The organism is Chryseobacterium sp., from assembly GCF_019236175.1.
Taxonomy (GTDB): domain Bacteria; phylum Bacteroidota; class Bacteroidia; order Flavobacteriales; family Weeksellaceae; genus Chryseobacterium.
The window spans coordinates 269,565-291,724 of sequence record NZ_JAFAJM010000014.1 but is presented as its reverse complement, the minus strand read 5'-3'; the positions used below and the strand labels follow the sequence as shown (position 1 = coordinate 291,724).

Genomic DNA, 22,160 nt, shown 5'->3' with positions numbered 1-22,160 from the left:
GTTTTAAAACCAGTGTCCTAAAATAACACTGAATATGCCTTTTTGATTGTTTTTTAATGAGTGGCTAAAGTTTACTTTAATCTGCCCGAACGGAGATTTGTACCCTGCGGTAATTCCTAATGAGCTATAATTTACTTTAACTGCGTCTTCAAATTTAATGTCATTGGAAAGATTGGCAAAGCTAAAGTTTCCGCTGACAAAGTAGTTTTTATTAAACCTGAACTGTATATCATTTGATGCGATGATCACATTATTAGTATACAGCTGTGCAAAATAAAATCCTCCAAAACTTTTGAAGTTGATGATATTCTGCTCAAAAACTCCGCCTAACCTAAATTGATAATATTGCGGGAGGTTTTCTCCGATCGTTACTCCACCGAACAGATTCAGACGGTAAGTAAACTGCTTTCCTAATGGAATATTGATTCTCAGATCTCCTTTGATCTGAACGATTCTTTTATCAACTTCGGATTTTAAAAGATCGATTACCTTTCCTTCAGCAGCAAAATAAACTCCTTTTGTAGGAAATTCCTTATCGTCCTGAGTATCGGTTTTTAAGAAGATGTACGGGTTTAAAAAACGACTGTAACGTTTGTTATCACCATTAAGTTCTGCTTTGAAATAATCGTGGCTTATACCACCCCCAATAGCAAATTTATCTTTCCATACAGATTGAATATAGGCTTCATTTCTGGTCCATTCCCATTTGTCTATAACATTATTATCTACATTCTTAAGATCGAAGCTCATTCCGGAAGAGTAGATCCCAAAGCCCGGAATATATCCGTTATCAATAAAATAATTCAGATAATATCTCAATCGGTCACCTACAATAACATCTACAGAAAGGTTTGAATTTTTAAATAAAAGCCTTTTGGCTGAATAATTAAGAAGAAGCCCTGTTTTGAAAACTTCATCATAATGCAGCCCGAATTTTAGAAAATGACGGGCATCATCTTCAGTTACATATAGCTTTAAATAATTGGCATCATTCTGCTGAACGATATCATAGTTGATGAATCTGTAGTTATTGGTGGCAACAAGTTTATCAATCATTTTATTAATATTGCCATAGGTCTGAAGAGAGGGGAGACGTAGCCCCATTTTCCCTAAAACGTAGTTTTTTCCGTATATTTTTCCGCCTTCTATAGCAATGCTGTCTATCTTATAAACATTGGAATAAATAGGATTGACGCGCTGTCTGAGCCGGTCGAATGAACGCTTCGGCAATTGATCCAGTATATGGGCATATTTCATTCCTTCCACATAGCCGCTGTCGAGAATTTTTTTCTTATCATCATAGCTTGTGGCTGTCATTCCTTTTAAATCAGGCTTAATATTGATATCGGTATATTTATATTGTTTTCTGGTATCTCTTTTAATTCCGAAATCGATTACCTGATTGAGAATAGAGATAATATTGTTTAAATCCTCTCTTTTGGAAAGATCCTGGTTCAGGTCCACTCCGATTACAATATCAATTCCTCTATCCTTTAACGGCTTTGAGGGATAATTAACGGTCATTGCGCCGTCTATATAAATACTATCGCCTATTTTTACGGGATCCATTAAAGACGGAAATGCTGAGCTTGCCATGATAGACTGTACAAGATCTCCTTTTTCGAAGATCTGCATATTCCCGCTTTCAAGATTGGTGGCTACACATAAGAAAGGAATGGGAAGTTTTGAAAAATCTTCAATATTAGAAACATTTTTAAAGAGTTCTTTGAGAAGATAGACATTTCTTTGTCCTGTACTTATTGAAGAAGGAAGAGAAATTTTTCCGTTTTTTAAAGGAATAGACAAAAGATATTTGTCAACAGATTTATTAAAAAATGTAGATTCCTGCCTGGATTTGGGATCCATAATCAGAGAATAGAAATCTGTGTCCATGACAATTTTTTCTATTTCTTTTCCTGAATATCCGGAAGCATAGAGCCCGCCGACTATGGCCCCCATACTGGTTCCGGCAATATAATCTACTTTTACTCCTAATGAATCTAATACTTTAAGTACCCCTACATGTGAAAAACCTTTGGCACCACCACCGGCAAGAGACAAGCCTATTTTGGGATTTTTCGGAATCACTAAATTCTTTTTTACCTGTGAGTGGATCAAAAGCAATTGGAATACGAAGAGAATAGTCAGGAGTTTTCTCATAGTTAATCTTTAATATAAATCCGTTTCACCCGGGGTGAAATGGAGGTTAAAACTTCATAGGTTATCGTTTTGCAGTAGTCTGCGAATTCTTTTAAACTCGGGTATGCATTAAAAATAGTTACCGTATCACCTTCTCTTACATTCGGGATATGGTCTACATTGATCATCATCATATCCATACATATATTGCCTACAATAGGTGCCAGATTTTTATGGACCCCTACACTTCCTACCTGGTTGCCGATTAATCTTGGAATACCGTCTGCATAGCCTACGGGAATGGTTGCAATATTCGTTAAATGATCCGTTTTATATTTTCTGCTGTAACCTACAGATTCTCCGTTTTCTACAGAAGATATCTGCGAAATTACAGTTTTAAAACTTACTACGGAACGTAATTGCTTTTGTATTTCACTATTTGGTGATTCTCCTAGCATTCCGATTCCTATTCTTACCATGTCATACTGATGATCTGTATAGCTTGTAATTCCTGAGGAATTTAGAATATGACGGATTGGGGTATAACGCAGTTTTTCTGTTAAATAGGTTGAATTTTTTTCAAAAACAGACAGCTGATTTAATGTGAATTCTTTTTCTTCAGGAACATCGGAAGAAGACAAATGACTGAATATACTTTGAACTTTAAGATTTTTTTTGCTTAAAGTTTCACTTAACTGGTCCAGCTCAAAATCTTTAAAACCAAGACGGTGCATTCCCGTTTCCAGTTTAAGATGGATAGGATATTTCTGATCATAACCGGACTTCTGAACTGCTTCATAGAAAAGTTCCAGCACTCTGAAACTATAAATTTCAGGTTCCAGATTATATTCTATAATAGTCTGATAACTGTGCTGTTCCGGATTCATAACGACAATAGGAGTTGTAATTCCCTTCTTACGAAGTTCTGCCCCTTCATCTGCAAACGCTACCCCGAGATAGTCTATATGATGGTGCTGCAAAAATTCTGAGATCTCATAGCTGCCCAATCCGTAAGCATTGGCTTTTACCATAGCCATCATTTTTGTACCGGGTTTCAGCAGCGATTTATGATAATTAATATTATGAAGAATAGCATTCAGGTTAATTTCTAAAACCGTGTCATGCTTTCTGAGCTCAAGAATATCTTTAAGCTTTTCAATTTCAAATTTTCTGGCTCCTTTCAGCAGGATAATCTGATTTTCTATTTCAGAAAGGTGTTTGCTTTCAATAAGTTCTTTAGTATTAGTGAAAGTAAAGGTTTTGGAATTAAATAATGAACTGAATTTTGAAATTTCATCCCCGATTAAAAATACGGAATCGAAATATTGTTCATTCACCAATTCTGAGACTTCTTCATAAAGTTCCTGTGAATTGGCATTTACTCCTACGATGTCTGTCAGGACCAGAGATTTTTTCGGTTTATTGTATTCGTTCAAAAACTGAAGGGCTGTCTTCAAAGAGTCGAGATCCAGATTAAAGGAATCATTGATCACAATATTACCTTTAATTCCTTCGATCGCTTCAAGCCTCATTTCAACGGCCTTTAAAGTGTTGATTTTTTCGACGATCTTTTTATTTTCGATGTTCAGTCCCTTAAGAACCGTGATAAGCGCCATAGCATTGGTTAACGTGGCTTCGTCTCTCTGATGGGCAGGAAAACTGATTTCTTCACCAAAATAGTCTACAATAATGTTTTCAGCTTTAGAAATATTATTTTTAATGAAGACCTGGTTTTCTTTTTTGAATCCGTAAGAAATTAATTTCTTATCAGAGTACAGATATTTTATTTTCTGGTCCACCAGTGAATGATCACCATTATAGATGATCACCTCAGAATCTTTAAAAAGTTTGATTTTCTCGTCGATCAGTTCTTCTTCAGAAGAAAAGTTGGCTGCATGAGCTGTTCCGATATGAGTCAGTAATCCGATCTGAGGATGGAAAATATTTTCCAGTTTTTCCATTTCATCGGGTTTAGAAATTCCTACTTCAAAAATTCCGAGCTGGTAAGACGGGTTGATTTGGAGCAGTGACAGGGGAAGGCCGATCTGAGAATTAAAACTCTTAGGACTTTTCACTGTTGGAAATTCATTCCAGACACATTGATACAGCCATTCTTTTAAAATCGTTTTTCCGTTGCTTCCCGTAATTCCGATAGATTGTAAATGTGAATGTTCGAAATGGTACTTTGCCAATTGTTGAAGAAAATCTACGGAGTTTTCAACGATGATCCATGTTATATTTTCAGATTGCGGATACTGGCGTTCGGAAATAATGATGCTGATACCTCTGTCAATTGCAGATTCAATATATTTTTCTCCGGAATTTTTATGCGTATTAATAGCAATAAAGGCAGTATTTTTTGTAGAGTAAATAATCCTGCTGTCAAATGCTATGTTTTTAATCATTAAGTTCCCGTCTCCAATAACCTGTGCATTGGTGATTTCTGCAATTTGTTGTACTGTGTAGTTCATTGGTACCCTTTCTGCTTTTTTTTGACGAAAACTGCAAAAAGATAAAATCGCAAAAAACTAAAAGAGCCGATAAGTACGGGCTGATTTTTCAGGATTTTACACTATTGCTTTTTCGTTTTCATTTATATTACGTGAATGTCTTCTTGGTCGCTATATTCAGCGGTTTGTCCTTTTATTTTCTTTTCGAAAGCACTTCATCAATAAAGACACGGCGGCTTACCGCTTCATAGCTTTCGGTTTCTCCAAGTTCCACAAGATCATCTCCCTGAGAAGTTCTCATCGAATAATTGGCAAGATTACCTGTTCTCTTACAAATAGCATGCACTTTTGTAACATATTCTGCTGTGGCCATCAGATTGGGCATAGGACCGAAAGGACGTCCTAAAAAGTCCATATCCAGTCCGGCAATGACCACCCTTATCCCGCCATTGGCAAGCTGATTGGCAATTTCAACAATACTTTCATCAAAAAACTGGGCTTCATCTATTCCTACTACATCACAGTTGGAAGCAAGCAGAAGGATTTCGTTAGGATTATCCACCGCGGTACTGCGTATTTTATTCTGATTATGAGATACTACATCTTCCTCAGAATACCGGATATCCAGTTTCGGTTTAAAAATTTCAACGTTCTGCCCCGCCATTTCTGCTCTTCTCAATCTTCGGATTAACTCCTCCGTTTTACCCGAAAACATAGAGCCACAGATAACTTCCATCCAACCGCTTTGTTTGGAATGATTAATTGTATTTTCTAAAAACATTTGTTAAATTAGCCGTATATTTTTCACATCAAAAGTAAGCAATTTTAATAAGAATCTTATTATGCAGAATATCCAAGATTTAAAGGAAAAGATTTTTTTTGAATCCATGAATATCATTGATAATCTGGACAAAATAAATAACGTAGACGAATTACTTTCCAAGCAAGATCTTGTGGATGAGCTTGCTAACAGAATTTCTTTCCTGAAACTGCTGGAAAAAAATATAGAGTATTTTATTCCTGAAGAGCCTGCACACCACTTGGGAAGCCATGCAGATTCTTTTGTCTCAAAGGATTCGGATATACACGAGACCGGAAATGAAGTGACGGAAGAAGAAGCTATTTTCAACAATGAGCTTAATGAAATTGATGAACATGAAAACGAAAGCTTTGCCAACGGAATTGATGAAGAAGCTATATTCAATAATCAGTTGAATGAAATTATGGAAAATGAGTTTCATGAAAACATTATCAGCTTTGTGGAAGAAAGTGATGATCACAGAGATCCTGATCCTGTTCTTCAGGCAGAAAGTAATGAAGAGAAAGAAGCTTTGGTACATTCTGATCCTATTCAGGAGCATGAGCTTTCAGGAAGTGAAACGGCTGTATTGAATTTTATCGACGAAGAAAAAATACTGGCACATTCCATTCCGGAATCAGAGGAAGATATCAACGAAGATATGTTTGATAATGGAATTACAAAAGAAGAAGCCATATTTAATAATCAACTGAATGAAATAGATGCTTCTGAAGAAGCAGAAGCTGAACCACGGGAAAAAAGTGTGAAAGATGAAGCTTTTGTAAAAGACACCCAGAAAATCTCGGAAAAAATTCCAAGTATTTTTGATCCTGAAATGCTGGATGATGAAATATTAATTGAAGAAAATGAAGAACAGTTTATCGGATCACAAATTTCTATAGAGCAGGGAGAGCTTGCTACAGAAACTTCCAATGTAGAGAATATTCTGAGCGAAATTAAAAATGATCATACTGCGGAAGATCAGCAAGGAGACAATGTACTTGCTGAAGTTTATGACAGAAGAAAGATTGTTGAAATAGATAAACCGGTTCCGGAAGAAACTGAAAAACACCGTTCTGATGAAAGTTTTGAAAATTTAGACGAATATCATCAGGATAAAAAAATAAAATTAGCCAATATCAAAGGATTGAAAGCAGTTCAGACCCTTTTTGATGATGATCCTTTGGAAAGAGAAGCTCCTGCAGAAAATCAGACTCATACAGTAAAAGAGGATGAAGGAAGTATTCTGAAATCGAATATTCCTACCAATTTTATGGAGGCTGAAAAACAGAAGCCTGAGTTCAGACTTGATCTGAATGACAGAATTGCTTTTTCGAAAATGCTGTTTGATGGCAGCCAGTCAGATCTTAATGAAACGATGGCACGTCTGAATCAATACAGAACTCTCGAAGAGGCAAAAGAATATCTAAGTGATCTTTATTATGAGAGAAAGTGGAATAAGGTGGATGAGTATGCTCAGAGACTTTGGATATTGGTGGAAAATAAATTCTTATAATTTTGAGCGGAATCCTATATTTTGTTCCTACACCTGTAGGAAACTTGGAAGATATGACTTTCAGGGCTGTGAATGTCCTTAAAGAGGTAGATTATATTTTATGTGAAGATACCAGAACTTCCGGAATACTTTTAAAACATTTTGAGATCTCAAAACCTCTGAAATCCTATCATTTACATAATGAACATCAGGCTACTGAAAAGGTGATTACAGATCTTAAAAACGGCCAGAATATTGCCATTATTACTGATGCAGGAACACCCGGTATTTCAGATCCGGGATATCTGCTGGCGAAAGCCGGAGCAGACAACAGGATCGAGATGATCTGTCTTCCGGGAGCTACAGCACTGATTCCGGCATTGGTGGTTTCAGGGCTTCCTAATAATGAATTTCTGTTTGCAGGGTTTTTACCACAAAAAAAAGGCAGACAGACCAAGCTTAAACAGCTTGCAGAAGAAAAGAAAACCATTGTTTTGTATGAGAGCCCGCATAAGATCAATACGACTTTAGAACAGATTAAAGAGTTCTTCGGAGAAGAAACCAAAGCCAGTCTGAGCAGGGAGATTTCTAAGAAATTTGAAGAAACTAAACGGGGAACAATCAATGAATTAATTGAGTTTTCCAAGACTAAAACTTTAAAAGGGGAAATTGTCCTTATTGTCAATAATTCTATTTAATTGAAAAAAATAGTTTTTGTTTTGTGCTCGGCCATCTGTGCTGCACAGACTAATCAGTATACCAAAGTTCTTTTATCAAAAAAAATAGGAAAAGAGGTGGGCTCGTACGCAGGAGGATATGGTACGGTATACGATCCTGTGACTAAAAAACAGGGAATAGTGGATTCTTTGGGAACTGTTACTTTTGAATCACCTTACAGAGGAAGCATCTATCATATATTTAAAAATAAATTTGTTATACGGTCTGAAGAAGGAAGCAGAGCAAAGTCTGCGGTGATTGATGAAAAAGGGAATGAAGTGATTTCTTTTGATGATCAGGAATTTAATACACCGTGGCTGAGTAGAGAGAGAATCATCGCCTCAAAACAGGATAAAGAAGCGGTGTATGATTATAAGGGTAGTCTGATCATTCCTCATTCGGATCGGATAAGATTTGCAGGAAAGAACCGGTTTTTTGTTTTAAAAGATAAGAAATGGTTTTTATATGATTTCAATGGAAAAAAGCTCAGTGAGCGGGAGTTTAAAGAAGATTATAACTTTGAGGAAGGCCGGGCTCTGATTGTAAATGAGGACAGTCAGAGTGAAATTATCGGAACAGAGGGGCAAACCCTTTATAAATTCTCAAAACAGATTACTGATATCAACGCTTTTCCGTACCTGATTACTAAAAATAAAAGTACCGGAAAGTATGGGCTGATCGATAAAGATGACAATGCAATGGCTGAGGAAATCTTTGATGAGATCAGTCCGGAATATTTTGGTCAAAAAGAATATCTTTATCTAAGAAAAAGCAACAAAATAACCGTTTTCTATAAAAAAGACCGTAAACTTTACCCTAATAGTTTCAGATATTTAAATCCTTTATTTGATCAGTATTTTAATGTATACAACGACAAAGCTAAAAAATACGGAGTTGTTAATCTGCAGGGAAACATTATTATTCCTCCGGAATATGATTTTATTAAAAGTTTCATTATTTCAGGCAGGAATTTTATATATCTTAAAAAAGGAGAAGAAGAAAAACTACTGGATAAGAATCTTAAGAATGTGATTAGTGAAGGGACACAGATACTGGGCTTTTATCCTGATAATCTGCTGATCAGAAAACAGGAGAAATACTATCAGCTTTCAGTGAATAGCCTGTCTGAAAAGGAACTTAAGAATATCAGCTTTATTAAGAATCAGGATACGGATTATTTTAATCCTCTGAATGAGTATTCAAAACCGCTGGTGTGTAAAAATACAGACAACCGCTATGGGATTCTGGATGAAAAAGGAAAAGAGATTGTTCCTTTTCTTTATGAAGATATTATAGTCTTTGACAATTCTGAAAATGAAATTGTTGTAAAAAAAGAAGGCAGATATGGAGTACTGAATTTCCAGAACGAGCCGCTGAAAGAGATTATCTATGATAAGTATCTCTGGCAGAAGGAAGTATTAAGGATGGATAAAGATAAGAAATCAGACTTTGTCTATTTCACAAGATTTAAAGGTACCACACGCAGACTTTGATAATATAGTAAAAAAAGTGCAAAAAAATTAAGTAATTTGATGAATTGAATGCATTGCATGACATTTTGTAATATCTTTGCACACCGTTTAATTCCAGAAAAGGAATTATTGATATTGATTGAGTCAGCATTCACACGCTGAATGAGTTATAAAGAAAAATAATTGTTAACGAATATGAAATTATTAGAAGGAAAAGTAGCACTAATTACCGGAGCTACAAGAGGAATCGGAAAGGGGATCGCTGAAGTATTTGCAAAGCAAGGTGCAAAAATAGCATTTACCTATGCCGGCTCTGTAGACAAAGCTAAAGAATTAGAAGCCACTTTAAGTTCTGTAACCCAAATCAAAGGTTATCAGTCTGATGCGTCAGATTACGATGCCGCTCAGAAATTGGTGGAAGAAGTAATGGCAGAGTTTGGGCAGATTGATATTTTGGTAAACAATGCAGGGATTACAAAAGACAACCTGCTATTGAGAATGTCTAAAGAAGATTGGGACCAGGTATTGAGAGTCAACTTAGATTCGGTTTTCAACCTTACAAAAGCGGTCATCAAACCAATGATGAAAGCAAGATCAGGATCTATCATTAATATGACTTCAGTAGTCGGAATACAAGGACATGCAGGACAGGCCAACTATGCGGCTTCTAAAGCAGGAGTTATCGGATTTACAAAATCTATTGCATTGGAGTTAGGTTCCAGAAATATCAGATGTAATGCCATTGCACCAGGATTCATTGAAACAGAAATGACAGCTGTCTTAGATGAAAAGATTGTTCAGGAATGGAGAGAAGGAATCCCGATGAAGAAAGGAGGACAGCCAGTAGATGTTGCGAATGCGTGTGTGTTCTTAGGAAGCGAAATGGCTTCTTATATTACAGGACAGACACTGAACGTTGACGGAGGAATGTTAACTTAAAAATATAAAGAGGCTGTTACAGAATGTACAGCCTCTTTTTTGATAACAATATTTTTCTTCCTGATGCAGATCCCTATCAGGTAAATATTTGGTTTTCCTGCTCCTGAACCCTGATAAAAGTAGTTCTCTTGGAAAGCTCTTTAAGTTTGGAAGCTCCTACGTACGTACAGGTAGAACGTACCCCTCCTAAAATATCTTTTACTGTTTCTGAGACAGGGCCTTTATAAGCTACTTTCACTGTTTTTCCTTCGGAAGCACGGTATTCTGCAACTCCTCCGGAATGCTTATCCATTGCAGTTTTGGAACTCATCCCATAGAAAAGGCGATACTTTTTGCCGTCTTCTTCAATCATTTCTCCACCGCTTTCATCATGCCCGGCAAACATTCCGCCCAGCATTACAAAATCGGCACCGCCTCCGAAAGCTTTAGCGACATCACCCGGAACTTTACAACCTCCGTCTGCAATAATGTGCCCTCCCAAACCATGAGCCGCATCAGAACACTCGATAATGGCAGAAAGCTGAGGATATCCGACTCCTGTTTTTACTCTTGTTGTACAAACAGAACCAGGCCCGATACCTACTTTAATGATATCTGCACCTACCAAAAGCAGTTCTTCTACCATTTCTCCGGTAACCACATTACCCGCTATAATGATTTTATCCGGAAAATTTGCCCTTGCCTTCTTCACAAATTCCACAAAATGTTCCGAATAGCCATTCGCTACATCGATACAGAGAAATTCGACTTTCGGGTGTTTTTCTAAGATTTGTCTGATTTTTTCTTCATCCGCCTTTCCTGTTCCCGTACTCAGAGCAATATACTGATGAATACTTTCAGGCTGGCTGTTCAGAAACCGGCTCCATTCTTCAGGAGTATAATGCTTGTGAATGGCGGTAATAATTTTATCTTTTGCCAGTTCTACAGCCATCTCAAAAGTACCTACCGTATCCATATTGGCTGCAATAACAGGAACACCGCTCCATTTTTTACCAGTATGCCTGAATGTGAATTCTCTTTCCAGATTCACTTCTGAGCGGGATTTCAGAGTGGAGCGTTTCGGGCGGAACATTACATCCTTGAACCCGAGTTTTATGTCATATTCTATGCGCATTTTGTAATTATTTATCAGAATAAAGGTAGTAAATAATCTGAAATGGATTATTTTTGAAGTCATGGATTTTCCTGTAACTTTTCATATTTTCGGTAATACAGTCCTTGCACATCCTTTTTTTGAGGCGGTTGGAATATTTTTGGGGATGCGGTATTATTTTTACCTTAAAAGGAAATCCAAAGAAAAATTATCATTTAATACTTCAGCAGCTGTTTTAATAGGAGCAACTGCCGGAGCTTTACTAGGTTCCAAGCTCATTGGGAATCTTGAAAACCCATATTCTTTATTTGAAAACTTCAGCTTTAAGAGATTCTGGTCAAACAATACCATTGTTGGTGGCCTCGCCTTTGGGTTAATAGGAGTGGAGCTGGCTAAAAAAATCGTCAGACATAAAGATAGTACAGGAGATTTAATTGTATTCCCTTTAATGTTTGCCATTATTATCGGACGGGTGGGCTGTTTCCTCACCGGAATCTATGAAGAAACTTATGGGCTACCTACCGACTCTGTTTTTGGAATGCATCTTGGGGATCAGTATCTGAGACATCCCGTTGCCTTGTATGAAATTGTTTTCCTGATTCTTTTATGGGCAGGGTTAAAATATATTCAGCAAGGGAGAAAATATCCTTCAGGATATATTTTTAAGGTATTTATGTTAAGCTATTTCACTTTCAGATTCTTTCTTGATTTTATTAAACCAAGAGTAGAAATTACGGGTAGTCTGGGAACCATACAAATGGTCTGTATTTGTGTAATTATTTACTACATTTATACAATTAAAAATACTAAATCCTTACACTTAAAATATTCAAGATGAGAAATTTAACAATTTTAGAGGTCGGAAACCTTGCCGGTGTCGTCATCATGATCATTGGAATGATTATTCTGGGTGCCCTTTTTATTTCCCTGGTCGTGGCTTTGATTACTAAAGTAATCTATGAATGGAAAGGAGAAAGGAAATTCAGTAAAAAACAATTTATACAAACGATGGTCATCAGCCTCCTTATTTGTGGCCTGATCAGTGGATTTATCTGTGGTGGACTTTAAAATTTAATTATGCCGGTAAGAAACTATACTTATTACGATTATACGATCAGCCTTTGCCCTGAATGTCTGAAAAGGGTAGGAGCGAAGATTATTATTGAGGATGAAGCTGTATTTATGACTAAAAGATGTCCTGATCACGGTTTTTTTAAAACCAGAATAGCTTCGGATGTTCAGTATTATAAAAATATAAGAAACTATAATAAAGCCTCTGAAATGCCGCTTCATTTCGGAACAGATGTCGAATACGGATGTCCCTATGACTGCGGGCTGTGTGTGGATCATGAACAACATAGTTGCCTTTCTATTGTAGAAGTGACAGACCGTTGCAATCTGACCTGTCCTACCTGCTATGCCATGTCTTCGCCTCATTATGGAAATCACAGGAGTCTTGAGGAAATAGAAGCTATGTTTGATGCTATCGTGAAAAATGAAGGAGAACCGGACGTTGTTCAGATCAGTGGCGGAGAACCTACCATTCATCCGGAATTTTTTAAAATCATGAATATTGCCAAATCAAAACCGATAAAGCACCTGATGCTGAATACCAACGGAATAAGAATTGCCAATGATCCCGGATTTGCAGAAAAACTGGCTGCCTATGCTCCTGAATTTGAAGTGTATCTTCAGTTTGATTCTTTTAAACCTGAAGTGCTGGAGGATTTCAGAGGAAAAGATCTTACTTCCGTAAGAATGAAGGCCCTGGAAAAACTGAATGCCCTGAATCTTTCCACCACACTGGTGATTGTTCTTCAAAAAGATAAGAATATTGATGAGATCGGGAAGATCATCGAATTTGCCCTGAAACAGAAATGTGTACGTGGTATTACCTTTCAGCCCGTGGAGATTGCCGGAAGAAACAGAGACGACTCTGCGCATGAAAAAATTACCTTAACGGAAGTAAGACAGGAAATCCTGAGTCAGTTTCCGCTTCTGAATTTAGACGATATTATTCCGGTTCCCTGTAACCCTGATGCTCTGGCAATGGGATATATCTTAAAACTAGAAGGAGAAATCATTCCTTTAACCCGGTATATCAATCCTGCCGATCTCCTGAATAACGAATCCAGAAATACAATTGTTTATGAACAGGATGCAGGGCTTCATATGCAGCTGCTGGATATTTTCAGTACAGGCATTTCCGTAGATAAAGTAAAACCTAAAGTAAACCAGTTACTTTGCTGCCTCCCGGAAGTATGTGCTCCTGATCTCGATTATGATAACCTATTCAGAATTATCATTATGAATTTTATGGATGCCCACGATTTTGATGTTCGAGCCGTAAAAAAATCCTGCGTTCATATCGTGAATAAAGATCTTAAATTAATTCCTTTTGAAACGATGAACCTCTTCTATAGGGACGATAAGAAAAGCTATCTCGAAGAACTCAGAAAAGAGGATAAAGTACTTTTCTAACATTGAAATAACCCCAAAATAAGGCATGAAAAAATAATTTTTTCATGCCTTGTAATTTTTTATAAGACGACAATTAGGATTGTTTAATTTCTTTTGCGTTTTCAAAAGACATTACCTCTTCCAGTGTTTTCATATACTCGTAAGCGGTAAGATCAAATTTTACGGGAACAATCGAAATATATCCGTTGGCCAATGCCGTTTCATCAGCATCTTCGGATTCATCCATATTATTGAAATATCCGGTAAGCCAGTAATATTTTTTACCGTGTGGGTTTATTCTTTCGTCAAAACTTTCTTCCCATTTCGCATGAGCCTGTTTGCAGACTTTTACCCCTTTTATTTCTTCCGCGGGCAGCTTGGGAATATTAACATTCAGAACAATTCCTTTCGGCATTGGTTTTTCAAGAGTTCTTCTTACAATATTCTGAATATATTCCTTTGCCTGCGTAAAGTCTGCTTCCCAGCTGAAATCAAGTAATGAAAACCCGATGGCAGGAATTCCTTCCACACCCGCTTCTACAGCAGCAGACATTGTCCCGGAATAGATCACATTAATAGAGGAGTTGGCCCCATGATTGATTCCTGATACCACAATATCCGGTCTTCTTTTCAGGATCTTATCCAAAGCCATTTTAACACAATCTACGGGGGTTCCGCTACACGAAAAATCTGTTTGTGGCCCGTCAAGGTTAACTTCTTCGTAGCTTAAAGTAGAATTAATGGTAATAGCGTGGCCTTTTCCACTTTGAGGAGAGTTGGGAGCTACAACAACTACTTCTCCTATTTCATTCATAAAGTTTATAAGATTTCTGATACCAGGTGCTGTAATTCCATCATCATTAGTAACCAGAATAAGCGGTCTTTCCATAAATTATGCTAATTATTTTTTATAAGTAAAGTGCAATTTGCCCGTTGATTGAATAGGATAAAAAGAAATTTTTTTCAACACATCAAATGTAGTTAAAAATAAGCTGCTGCAAAACATCTTATTGCTTATAAATGAATCAGATTACTTAAAAAACAGGAGAAAAAGAGAAAAAATACCATAAAAACAGAAGAGAAATACAATGTTTCAGAGAAATAAAATTTTCATAAAAAACAAAACATATCAGAACTTCACAGATGTTTCTTTCCTGTGAACAGAAGTTCCGTTCTGTTGGAAATCAACATCCGTTTAAGTCTGATAATCGGTAATAATTGTTGAGGCTTAGTCTAAGGGTTTTCTGCCTGTTATAAGATTATAAAGAATAACAATAATGGCAATAACAAGCAGGATGTGTATTAAATAACCGGTACTCATCCCCGGTACGATTCCTAAAATTCCTAAAAGCCAAACAACGATACAAATGACGGCTACTAACCATAATAAACTTCTCATGACTGTAAAATTTTAAAGTTATCTTCTCAAATACCTGCATATTTTATGCCTTTATGGTCAAAAAATCATTTTGTGGTATCTGTTTATGAGGTTGTTAAGAATAATTTTAATCAAAAAAACGGGTGTCTTTATCTTTTATAAATCTGGCAAAGTGCCTTGTCATAGGAAATACAGAGAACAGCAATGATTATTTCTCAATCTCTTTTAATAAAAATACTTAAAACTATTCGATATTTGTAAATAAGGTATTAAATTTGATCGTTTGTAACAGTCCTAGTAATTAGTGCTACTAATTACAATACTTATTTAAAAAAAATTAATAAATACGAGACAGTTTATGTGGAAAAATTTCAAACTGAATAAATTTTTACTACTAATTCCATTAACAAGTCTGATGTTTTGTTTCAACTCGCCGAAGAATGACGATGAAAAGATGCAAACAATAATGGTGAGCGTAAAAAATACACTTTCTTATCTGCATTATAGCCCTAAAACTATTAATGATGCCTATTCGAAGGATGTTTATAAGCATTATTTCGAATTGGTAGATCCTGCAAAAAGATATTTCCTGCAATCTGATATGGATGAATTTAGCAAGCATGAAACAAAGCTTGATGATTATATCAGCCAGGGAGATCTGACTTTCTATAAATTGACGATCGACAGACTTTATCAAAGAGTGGACGAAATCGACAAGATTACACAGGATATTTTCAGCAAACCTATCAACCTTAAGGAAGATGAAACACTTACGCTGGAACCCAAATTAAAAAAAGTACCTGCCAATAAACAGGAACAGTATAATGAGTGGAAAAAATTCATCAAATACAATATCCTTCAGGAAATCGAATCGATGAACAGTAAAGAAGAAGCTCAAAAAGAGAAAAAGGATTCCGTTCAGAAATATAAACTGAAAGATACCATCAATTTCAAAGTGCTTAGTCCTGATGAAAAAATCAAAAAAGCCACGGACGAAGTAAAAGATCTTGTGAAAGATACCTTTACAAGATTCAAAAAGAGAAAGAAAATGGATTGGTTTACCGTATATATGAATGCGTATACTGAAGTTTTCGATCCTCATACCAACTATTATTCTCCAAAGGATAAGGAAGATTTTGACAGCCAGTTTACAGGAAAAGTAATCGGAATCGGAGCCATTATCCAGGAGAAAAAAGGAAACCTTTATCTGGGAGCACTTACCATCGGAGCACCGGCTTGGAAATCAAAACAGCTTTCCGAAGGAGATAAAATCCTGAAAGTGAAATCCAAACCGAAAGATGATGCGGTAAATGTGGTAGGCATGCTTTCTGATGAGGCAGTAAGACTGATCAGAGGAGAAAAAGGGACTCCGGTGACATTAACGGTGCAGAAGAAAGACGGCAGTATTAAAGACGTAACGATGATCCGTGAAGAAGTAGCCATTGAAGACACTTTTGCGAGAAGTATTGTTGTGAATGCTCCTAATGGAAAGAAATACGGATTCATTAATCTTCCAAGCTTTAACGCTGATTTTGAAAATGCGAAAGGAAGAAACGCCTCGGACGATATTAAAAATGAAATCGTTAAGCTTAAAGCCCAGAATATTGAAGGAATTGTTCTTGATCTTAGAAATAATGGCGGGGGATCTTTAACTGAAGTAGGAGATATTATGGGACTTTTCATGGATGCCGGACCTTACGTTCAGGTGAAAGACGGAAACGGAAAAATCCAGACTTTAAAGAATAAATATGAAACTCCGATCTGGACAGGGCCACTTGTCATTATGCAGAATGAACTTTCTGCCTCTGCCTCCGAAATTCTTGCAGGAGTAATGCAGGACTATGGCAGAGCCATGATTATCGGATCACCACAGTCGTTTGGAAAAGGTACGGTTCAGACATTTGTTGATCTGAATAGATTCCTGAATACAGAAGATGATTTCGGATCTTTAAAACTTACTATTCAGAAGTTTTACAGAATTACAGGAGAATCTACACAGAGAAAAGGAATTGTTTCCGATATCCAGATGAAAGACTTCTTTACCTATGCTGAAGTAGGTGAAAGATATGATGATTATGCATTAGCATGGGATAAGATTCCGCCAACAAAATTCGAGAAACTGAACTATTTTAATATCCAGGCTCTTGAGAAAGCAAGTGCAGGAAGAATGGCTAAAAACAGCAATTATCAGCTGTTACTGGAATCTGCTCAGTGGAGAGAAAAGCTGGATAAGGAGGAAACCATTACCCTGAATATTGATAAGTTTAATGAAGTGATGAAACAAAGAAAAGCTCAGATTGAAAAATTCAAAGCTTTAACTAAATTTGAAAACGGACTTCAGTTTATCATGTATCCAAGTGAAGTGGAAAGAGAGAAAAAAGATGAAGCGTTCAAGAAAAAATCTGAAATGTGGATCAAAAATCTGAAAAAAGATCTTTATCTGCAGGAAGCAATGAATATTGTATCAGATATGGGAACAAAATCATAAAAAACAAAAAACCGCTAATTTTAATTAGCGGTTTTTTTATGGAATAGAATAAGATTACTTAATTTCTACACATCCCACTCTTCCGCCTGCATTTCCTGTAGGCTGGGTATGGAAATCATCGGCTGCTGCGTGTACGATAAGCCCCTTTCCGATAATGTTCTTAGACTCATCTGCACAGCCAAGACACCATTTGTTGGTCTTGAAGGTAAGCGTTGCATTTCCGCTTTGGTCTGCCACAAGGTTTCCTATATCTCCCATGTGGAAATGTTCTGCACCCCATTTTCCATGGTCGTTTTTAGAAGGATTCCAGTGCCCTCCTGTAGAAGTACCGTCTGCTGCAGAGCAGTCTCCTTTTTCATGAATGTGTACTGCATGGATTCCGGGAGTAAGGTGGGTTACATCAAGTTTCATAACAACATCTTCTCCCTGTTGGGTAAACTTTACCGTTCCCCCTGTCTGTGTTCCGCTTTTGGCGTTTACGGCATACGTTTTTGTGGTACCGCATGAAACGGCTGCCAATGCAAAACCTGCCAATAGTGCTAATGTTTGTACTTTCATTTTTTAAATGATTTATAGTGATTTTATGATAAATTTATAAAAGATTTTCCAAAGGGCTTTATGATTCCAGTCTTTTTTCTTTTTGATGACTGGAAAAGGGCCGGAAATACGGTCACTTTTTAAAGAGGTACTGGTCGACAGAAAATTAATAATCAGTTAAAATACAGCAGGGAAAAGCCAAATATTTTATCTTTAGATAACCAAAAATATCGATGATCATTTTATACACATTTATTCATGAAGAAAAACATCAGGAGCTGCTGGACAGATATCTGGATGGCTTTACCGAAGGTTTTAAAAAAGATATTCTGAAATACAAAAGATGGCAGGATGCACAGCTGTCTCTTTTGGGAAGAGTTCTTTTAAAGTATGGAACAGAGAAATTCTATAATATTCACCGTTTGGATATTGATTTTTTGCCGGATAAGAAGCCTTTCCTCAAAGGAAATCCTGTTTATTTCAATATCTCTCATTCGGGAAACCTTGTCGTATGTGCCCTTGCCGATTTTTCTGTCGGGATTGATATAGAGTTTTCGGACGAGAAAGTTAATTATCATGATTTCCAATTTCAGATGACTTCCGGAGAATTCCTGAAAATTCATCATTCTGAAGATAAAACAAAAGCTTTTTTTACCTACTGGACCAATAAGGAGGCTGTTATAAAAGCACACGGAAGCGGAATGATGCTTCCTCTGGATTCTTTTGAGGTGATCAATGATGAATGCTCTATTGAAGGAGGAAAATTCTTCATAAAAGAGCTTGATATCGATCCCGATTATTACTGTTGCATTGCTTCTGAGAATGAGAATGTTAAAAATGAGGCCGTCATTGTTGAATTTTTTGAAATTTGATATGAATCCGCAATAAAAGACAAACAAAGAATACTTCAGATGTATATCTTTGTTAATCAACATTTTTAATTTTGGAAGAATATAAAAAAAGGATTGTCAAAACAATTCAATACATTAATAACAATCTCGATGCAGATCTTTCTCTGGAGATTATTGCAGAGATCAGTGCCTACTCTCCATTCCATTTTCACAGGATATTCAAACTGATTACCGGAGAACCCCTTCAGAGCTATATTACCAGAAAGAAAATAGAAAAAAGTGCTTTCTATCTGGCAGTACATAAAGAGAAAGAAATCAGGGATATCTATTTTGAGCTTGGTTTTTCAAGCCATTCGGTTTTTACCAAAACGTTTAAGAAATATTACGGGCTTCCTCCGTCTGAATTCCGGAGATCTGCTCCGGGAAAATTTCACAGGATTTCACAAATACAAAGCAAGAACGGACAAGTGGATACGGTTTTCACCCCATACATTTGCCATATGGAAAACCTGTTAAACTGGGCCAATATGAATTTAAAAATTGAAGTTAAAGAATTGCCGGAAATGAATCTGGCAGCAGTGATGAGTTTAGGAATCAGCAATGTAGAACCTTCTTTTAACGTTCTCATCGACTGGGCAAAAAATGAAAAGCTGTTCCCTCGTGAAAATGTCAAAATGATTTCCGTATATCATGACAGTTTCAAGGTAACTCCGCCGGATAAGGTCAGAATACATGCCTGTATGCTGCTGGATCAACAACTGGAGAAAGAAAAAGGAGAAGTTTTTCCGGAAACCATACATGCCGGAAACTATATTGTGGGAAGCGGGGAAGTTGTCCTTAATGATTTTGAACAATGCTGGGTCTCTTTATTTTTATGGATGAATGAGCACCATTATTCGATACGGAGAACATTTCCTTTTGAGGTCTACCATTCCAACTTTAAAGACCATCCGGAAGGAAAAATGATCGTGGATTTTTGTATTCCGGTCCACTAATTTCCCATTCGGTAGCAAAAGAATGCCTTTCAGTAAGAAATTTTTTACAGAAGGGCATTGGTTGTGATATTTTTGACTCAGAAAATTAATAATCATGAAAACGCAAGTGCAAAAACTACTCATCCTGTTCTCTTTTTTAGCTTTTATAACCGGATATGCCCAGGTAAAAGTTTCAGGAAAAGTAAGTTTTAAAAATAAAGGAGTAAGCGAGGTAAACGTTACCCTGAAAGATACTTATGACGGCGCAACAACTGATGCTCAGGGAAATTTTTATTTTGAAACTTCTGAAAAAGGAATTCATATTCTGACGTTTACCCATCCGAAATATGAAAATGTAGAAAAAACAATTACTATTGAAAATCAGGATATTGCAGTAAATGCAGACCTTAAAGAACAGATCAGCGAAATTGACGCGGTGGTAGTTTCAGCAGGTTCAATTGAAGCTAGTGACCGGAAAAGAGCCACCACTTTATTAACTCCTATTGATATTTATACCACCGCCGGTGCAGACGGACAGATCTCCTCTGCTTTAACCTATCTTCCGGGTGTACAGAAAGTAGGAGGTACGGAAGGTCTTTTCATCAGAGGAGGTACAGGAACAGAGTCTAAAATTTTTATGGATGGAAGTTTAATCAACAATTATTTTTCCAATTCTGTTCCCGGAATTGCAGGAAGAGATCAGTTCAATACGTCTCTTTTTAAAGGAAATATATTTTCAAGCGGAGGATACTCCGCTCTCTACGGGCAGGCTCTTTCAGGAGCACTGATGCTGGAAAGTGTTGACCTTCCGGATGAAACATCCTATAATGTTGGAATTTCTCCGATTTTTATCAATGCCGGATTTCAAAAACTGGGAAACAATAAAAACTATTCTTACGGAGCTTCTGCCGGGTATTCACTCTTAAGTCTTATGCAGAAGGTATTTCATTTTAATACTGATTTTATTAACGCTCCACAAGGATTAAACGGAGATATGAACTTCAGGGTTAAAACAAAATCAGGCGGCTTTTTCAAATATTACGGAATGTATAACTCCAATAAAATGGGGGTCAGATCGGAAAGCCTGGAACCCGGATATGATTTCAGCCTGGTAAGACTCAATGGAAAAAGTACCTATCATAACCTTTCTTTTAAACAAAAATTTGGAAAATATCTTTTAAACGTGGGGGGCTCTTATGCATACAACAGATCAGATCTTCATTTTTCTACAGAAACCAATGAGACAGAATCAAACAGAAATCAGCTGCTTACTGACGGAAACTATATCAACTTTAAAGCGGTTCTTGAAAGAAAGATCAATAGAATAAGTGCGATAAGAGGTGGATTTGAATTGAATAATACCGATGAAAAACTCAATTTTGAAGACGTTCAAAAACATTATAAAGACCTGATTTCTTCGGCTTTCCTAGAAACAGACCTTGGATTCAGCAATGCCTTGTCAGCAAAAATAGGAGTGAGAGCAGAACATTCATCTTTTTTGAATAAAAACAATATAGCCCCACGATTTGCGTTGGCTTACCGTCTTGCAAAAGACTGGACGACTTCCCTGGCTTACGGACTTTTCTACCAGAATCCGGAAAGCAAATATATCAACGGACCTGCAGACCTGGGTTTTCAGCAGTCACAACATTATATTTTTCAGGTTCAGAGAGCATCTGAAGGCAGAACCTTACGTTTTGAAGCTTTCTATAAAAAGTATGATCAGCTGATTAAAACATTTACTATTACCCCGGATAAAGAACAAAATCAACAGATTCAGACCGCTCTGAACAACAATGGCTACGGATATGCAAAAGGAGTGGAGCTGTTTTGGAGAGATAACAAGAAAACTTTTGAAAATATAGACTACTGGATCAGCTATTCGTTTCTGGATTCGAAAAGAGATTTCCTTAATTATCCGGTGAGCTTACAACCGAGCTTTGCAGCTGAACACACGCTTTCTGCCGTAGCCAAAAGATTTATTCCGGAATGGAAACTTGGAGTGAACTTATCATATACTTACGCAAAAGGCAGACCCTATTATGATATCGCCTCTAAGTTTGAAAATGGAAATCCCATTAATTATACCAGAACCGAAGGAAGATTAAAAGATTACAATGCATTGAATTTCAGTGTCAATTATCTACCGAATATCGGTAAAAAAAATGCCAGGGCTTTCCCGGTATTTGTATTGAGTATCTCAAATATTCTCGGGTCCAAGAATGTATACGGATATAATTTCTCTGCAGATGGTTCCAGAAGTTCAGCTGTTGTTCCACCAGTGAATACCTTCGTATTTATAGGTGCATTTATCAGCTTTGGAGTAGATAAAACAGATGATGCAATCAATAATAATTTATAAAAAAAT

At 36.7% G+C, this 22,160-nt stretch carries 18 protein-coding genes; 11 read left to right on the top strand and 7 right to left on the bottom strand.

Going from position 1 to position 22,160, the window contains the following annotated elements; translation table 11 throughout:
* Positions 1-3 precede the first annotated feature (3 nt).
* From JO178_RS12420 to JO178_RS12410, 3 genes are all read right to left on the bottom strand, one after another.
* On the bottom strand, positions 4-2,160 hold the full coding sequence (locus JO178_RS12420; protein WP_291936015.1) for a patatin-like phospholipase family protein: 2,157 nt from the start codon (positions 2,158-2,160) through the stop codon (positions 4-6).
* Positions 2,161-2,162: 2 nt separating this feature from the next.
* The gene (locus JO178_RS12415; RefSeq protein WP_291936012.1) at positions 2,163-4,610 is read right to left on the bottom strand and encodes a bifunctional UDP-N-acetylmuramoyl-tripeptide:D-alanyl-D-alanine ligase/alanine racemase; all 2,448 of its coding nucleotides are present in this window, start codon (positions 4,608-4,610) and stop codon (positions 2,163-2,165) included.
* A 172-nt stretch (positions 4,611-4,782) separates the two neighbouring features.
* Positions 4,783-5,370, bottom strand: a complete 588-nt coding sequence (locus JO178_RS12410; RefSeq protein ID WP_291936009.1) for a thymidine kinase — start codon at positions 5,368-5,370, stop codon at positions 4,783-4,785.
* A 61-nt stretch (positions 5,371-5,431) separates the two neighbouring features.
* Here JO178_RS12410 and JO178_RS12405 point away from each other — a divergent pair, with 61 nt between their 5' ends.
* From JO178_RS12405 to fabG, 4 genes are all read left to right on the top strand, one after another.
* Positions 5,432-6,904: a hypothetical protein gene (locus tag JO178_RS12405; RefSeq protein WP_291936006.1), complete on the top strand. Its 1,473-nt coding sequence runs from the start codon at positions 5,432-5,434 to the stop codon at positions 6,902-6,904.
* Between the two features lie 2 nt (positions 6,905-6,906).
* Positions 6,907-7,581, top strand: coding sequence for a 16S rRNA (cytidine(1402)-2'-O)-methyltransferase (rsmI, locus tag JO178_RS12400; protein ID WP_291936003.1), 675 nt, complete (start codon positions 6,907-6,909; stop codon positions 7,579-7,581).
* Positions 7,582-9,093, top strand: a complete 1,512-nt coding sequence (locus JO178_RS12395) for a WG repeat-containing protein (protein ID WP_291936001.1) — start codon at positions 7,582-7,584, stop codon at positions 9,091-9,093. It abuts the gene before it with no gap.
* Positions 9,094-9,267: 174 nt separating this feature from the next.
* Positions 9,268-10,011, top strand: a complete 744-nt coding sequence (gene fabG, locus JO178_RS12390; protein WP_291935997.1) for a 3-oxoacyl-[acyl-carrier-protein] reductase — start codon at positions 9,268-9,270, stop codon at positions 10,009-10,011.
* Between the two features lie 76 nt (positions 10,012-10,087).
* Here the strand turns inward: fabG and JO178_RS12385 are convergent, their stop codons facing one another.
* Complete coding sequence (locus tag JO178_RS12385; protein WP_291935995.1) at positions 10,088-11,125, bottom strand: GMP reductase; 1,038 nt, start codon at positions 11,123-11,125, stop codon at positions 10,088-10,090.
* A 61-nt stretch (positions 11,126-11,186) separates the two neighbouring features.
* On the opposite strand from JO178_RS12385, the gene JO178_RS12380 reads away from it, so the two are divergent.
* From JO178_RS12380 to JO178_RS12370, 3 genes are read left to right on the top strand one after another with little or no spacing between them, the layout of a single operon-like run.
* On the top strand, positions 11,187-11,942 hold the full coding sequence (locus JO178_RS12380) for a prolipoprotein diacylglyceryl transferase family protein (protein ID WP_291935994.1): 756 nt from the start codon (positions 11,187-11,189) through the stop codon (positions 11,940-11,942).
* The gene (locus tag JO178_RS12375) at positions 11,939-12,172 is read left to right on the top strand and encodes a hypothetical protein (protein ID WP_291935984.1); all 234 of its coding nucleotides are present in this window, start codon (positions 11,939-11,941) and stop codon (positions 12,170-12,172) included. Before JO178_RS12380 ends, JO178_RS12375 begins: the two co-directional genes overlap by 4 nt.
* Before the next feature lie 9 nt (positions 12,173-12,181).
* A complete protein-coding gene (locus tag JO178_RS12370; RefSeq protein WP_291935981.1) occupies positions 12,182-13,585 on the top strand; it encodes a radical SAM protein in 1,404 nt (467 codons plus the stop codon).
* A gap of 73 nt (positions 13,586-13,658) precedes the next feature.
* Here the strand turns inward: JO178_RS12370 and surE are convergent, their stop codons facing one another.
* Entirely contained in the window at positions 13,659-14,453 is a 795-nt protein-coding gene (gene surE / locus JO178_RS12365; RefSeq protein ID WP_291935978.1) for a 5'/3'-nucleotidase SurE, read from the bottom strand.
* Positions 14,454-14,792: 339 nt separating this feature from the next.
* Positions 14,793-14,963, bottom strand: a complete 171-nt coding sequence (locus JO178_RS12360) for a lmo0937 family membrane protein (protein ID WP_291935975.1) — start codon at positions 14,961-14,963, stop codon at positions 14,793-14,795.
* A gap of 337 nt (positions 14,964-15,300) precedes the next feature.
* Here JO178_RS12360 and JO178_RS12355 point away from each other — a divergent pair, with 337 nt between their 5' ends.
* Positions 15,301-17,430 (top strand): carboxy terminal-processing peptidase, encoded by a 2,130-nt coding sequence (locus JO178_RS12355; protein ID WP_291935973.1) that lies wholly within the window; start codon positions 15,301-15,303, stop codon positions 17,428-17,430.
* Between the two features lie 54 nt (positions 17,431-17,484).
* On the opposite strand, the gene JO178_RS12350 is transcribed toward JO178_RS12355, so the two are convergent.
* Positions 17,485-17,988 (bottom strand): superoxide dismutase family protein, encoded by a 504-nt coding sequence (locus tag JO178_RS12350; protein WP_291935967.1) that lies wholly within the window; start codon positions 17,986-17,988, stop codon positions 17,485-17,487.
* Positions 17,989-18,200: 212 nt separating this feature from the next.
* On the opposite strand from JO178_RS12350, the gene JO178_RS12345 reads away from it, so the two are divergent.
* The 3 genes from JO178_RS12345 to JO178_RS12335 all read left to right on the top strand — a co-directional run bounded on the left by JO178_RS12345 (position 18,201) and on the right by JO178_RS12335 (position 22,154).
* Positions 18,201-18,839: a 4'-phosphopantetheinyl transferase superfamily protein gene (locus JO178_RS12345; RefSeq protein ID WP_291935966.1), complete on the top strand. Its 639-nt coding sequence runs from the start codon at positions 18,201-18,203 to the stop codon at positions 18,837-18,839.
* A 71-nt stretch (positions 18,840-18,910) separates the two neighbouring features.
* Positions 18,911-19,813, top strand: a complete 903-nt coding sequence (locus tag JO178_RS12340; RefSeq protein WP_291935965.1) for an AraC family transcriptional regulator — start codon at positions 18,911-18,913, stop codon at positions 19,811-19,813.
* A 94-nt stretch (positions 19,814-19,907) separates the two neighbouring features.
* Entirely contained in the window at positions 19,908-22,154 is a 2,247-nt protein-coding gene (locus JO178_RS12335) for a TonB-dependent receptor (protein WP_291935962.1), read from the top strand.
* Positions 22,155-22,160 lie beyond the last annotated feature (6 nt).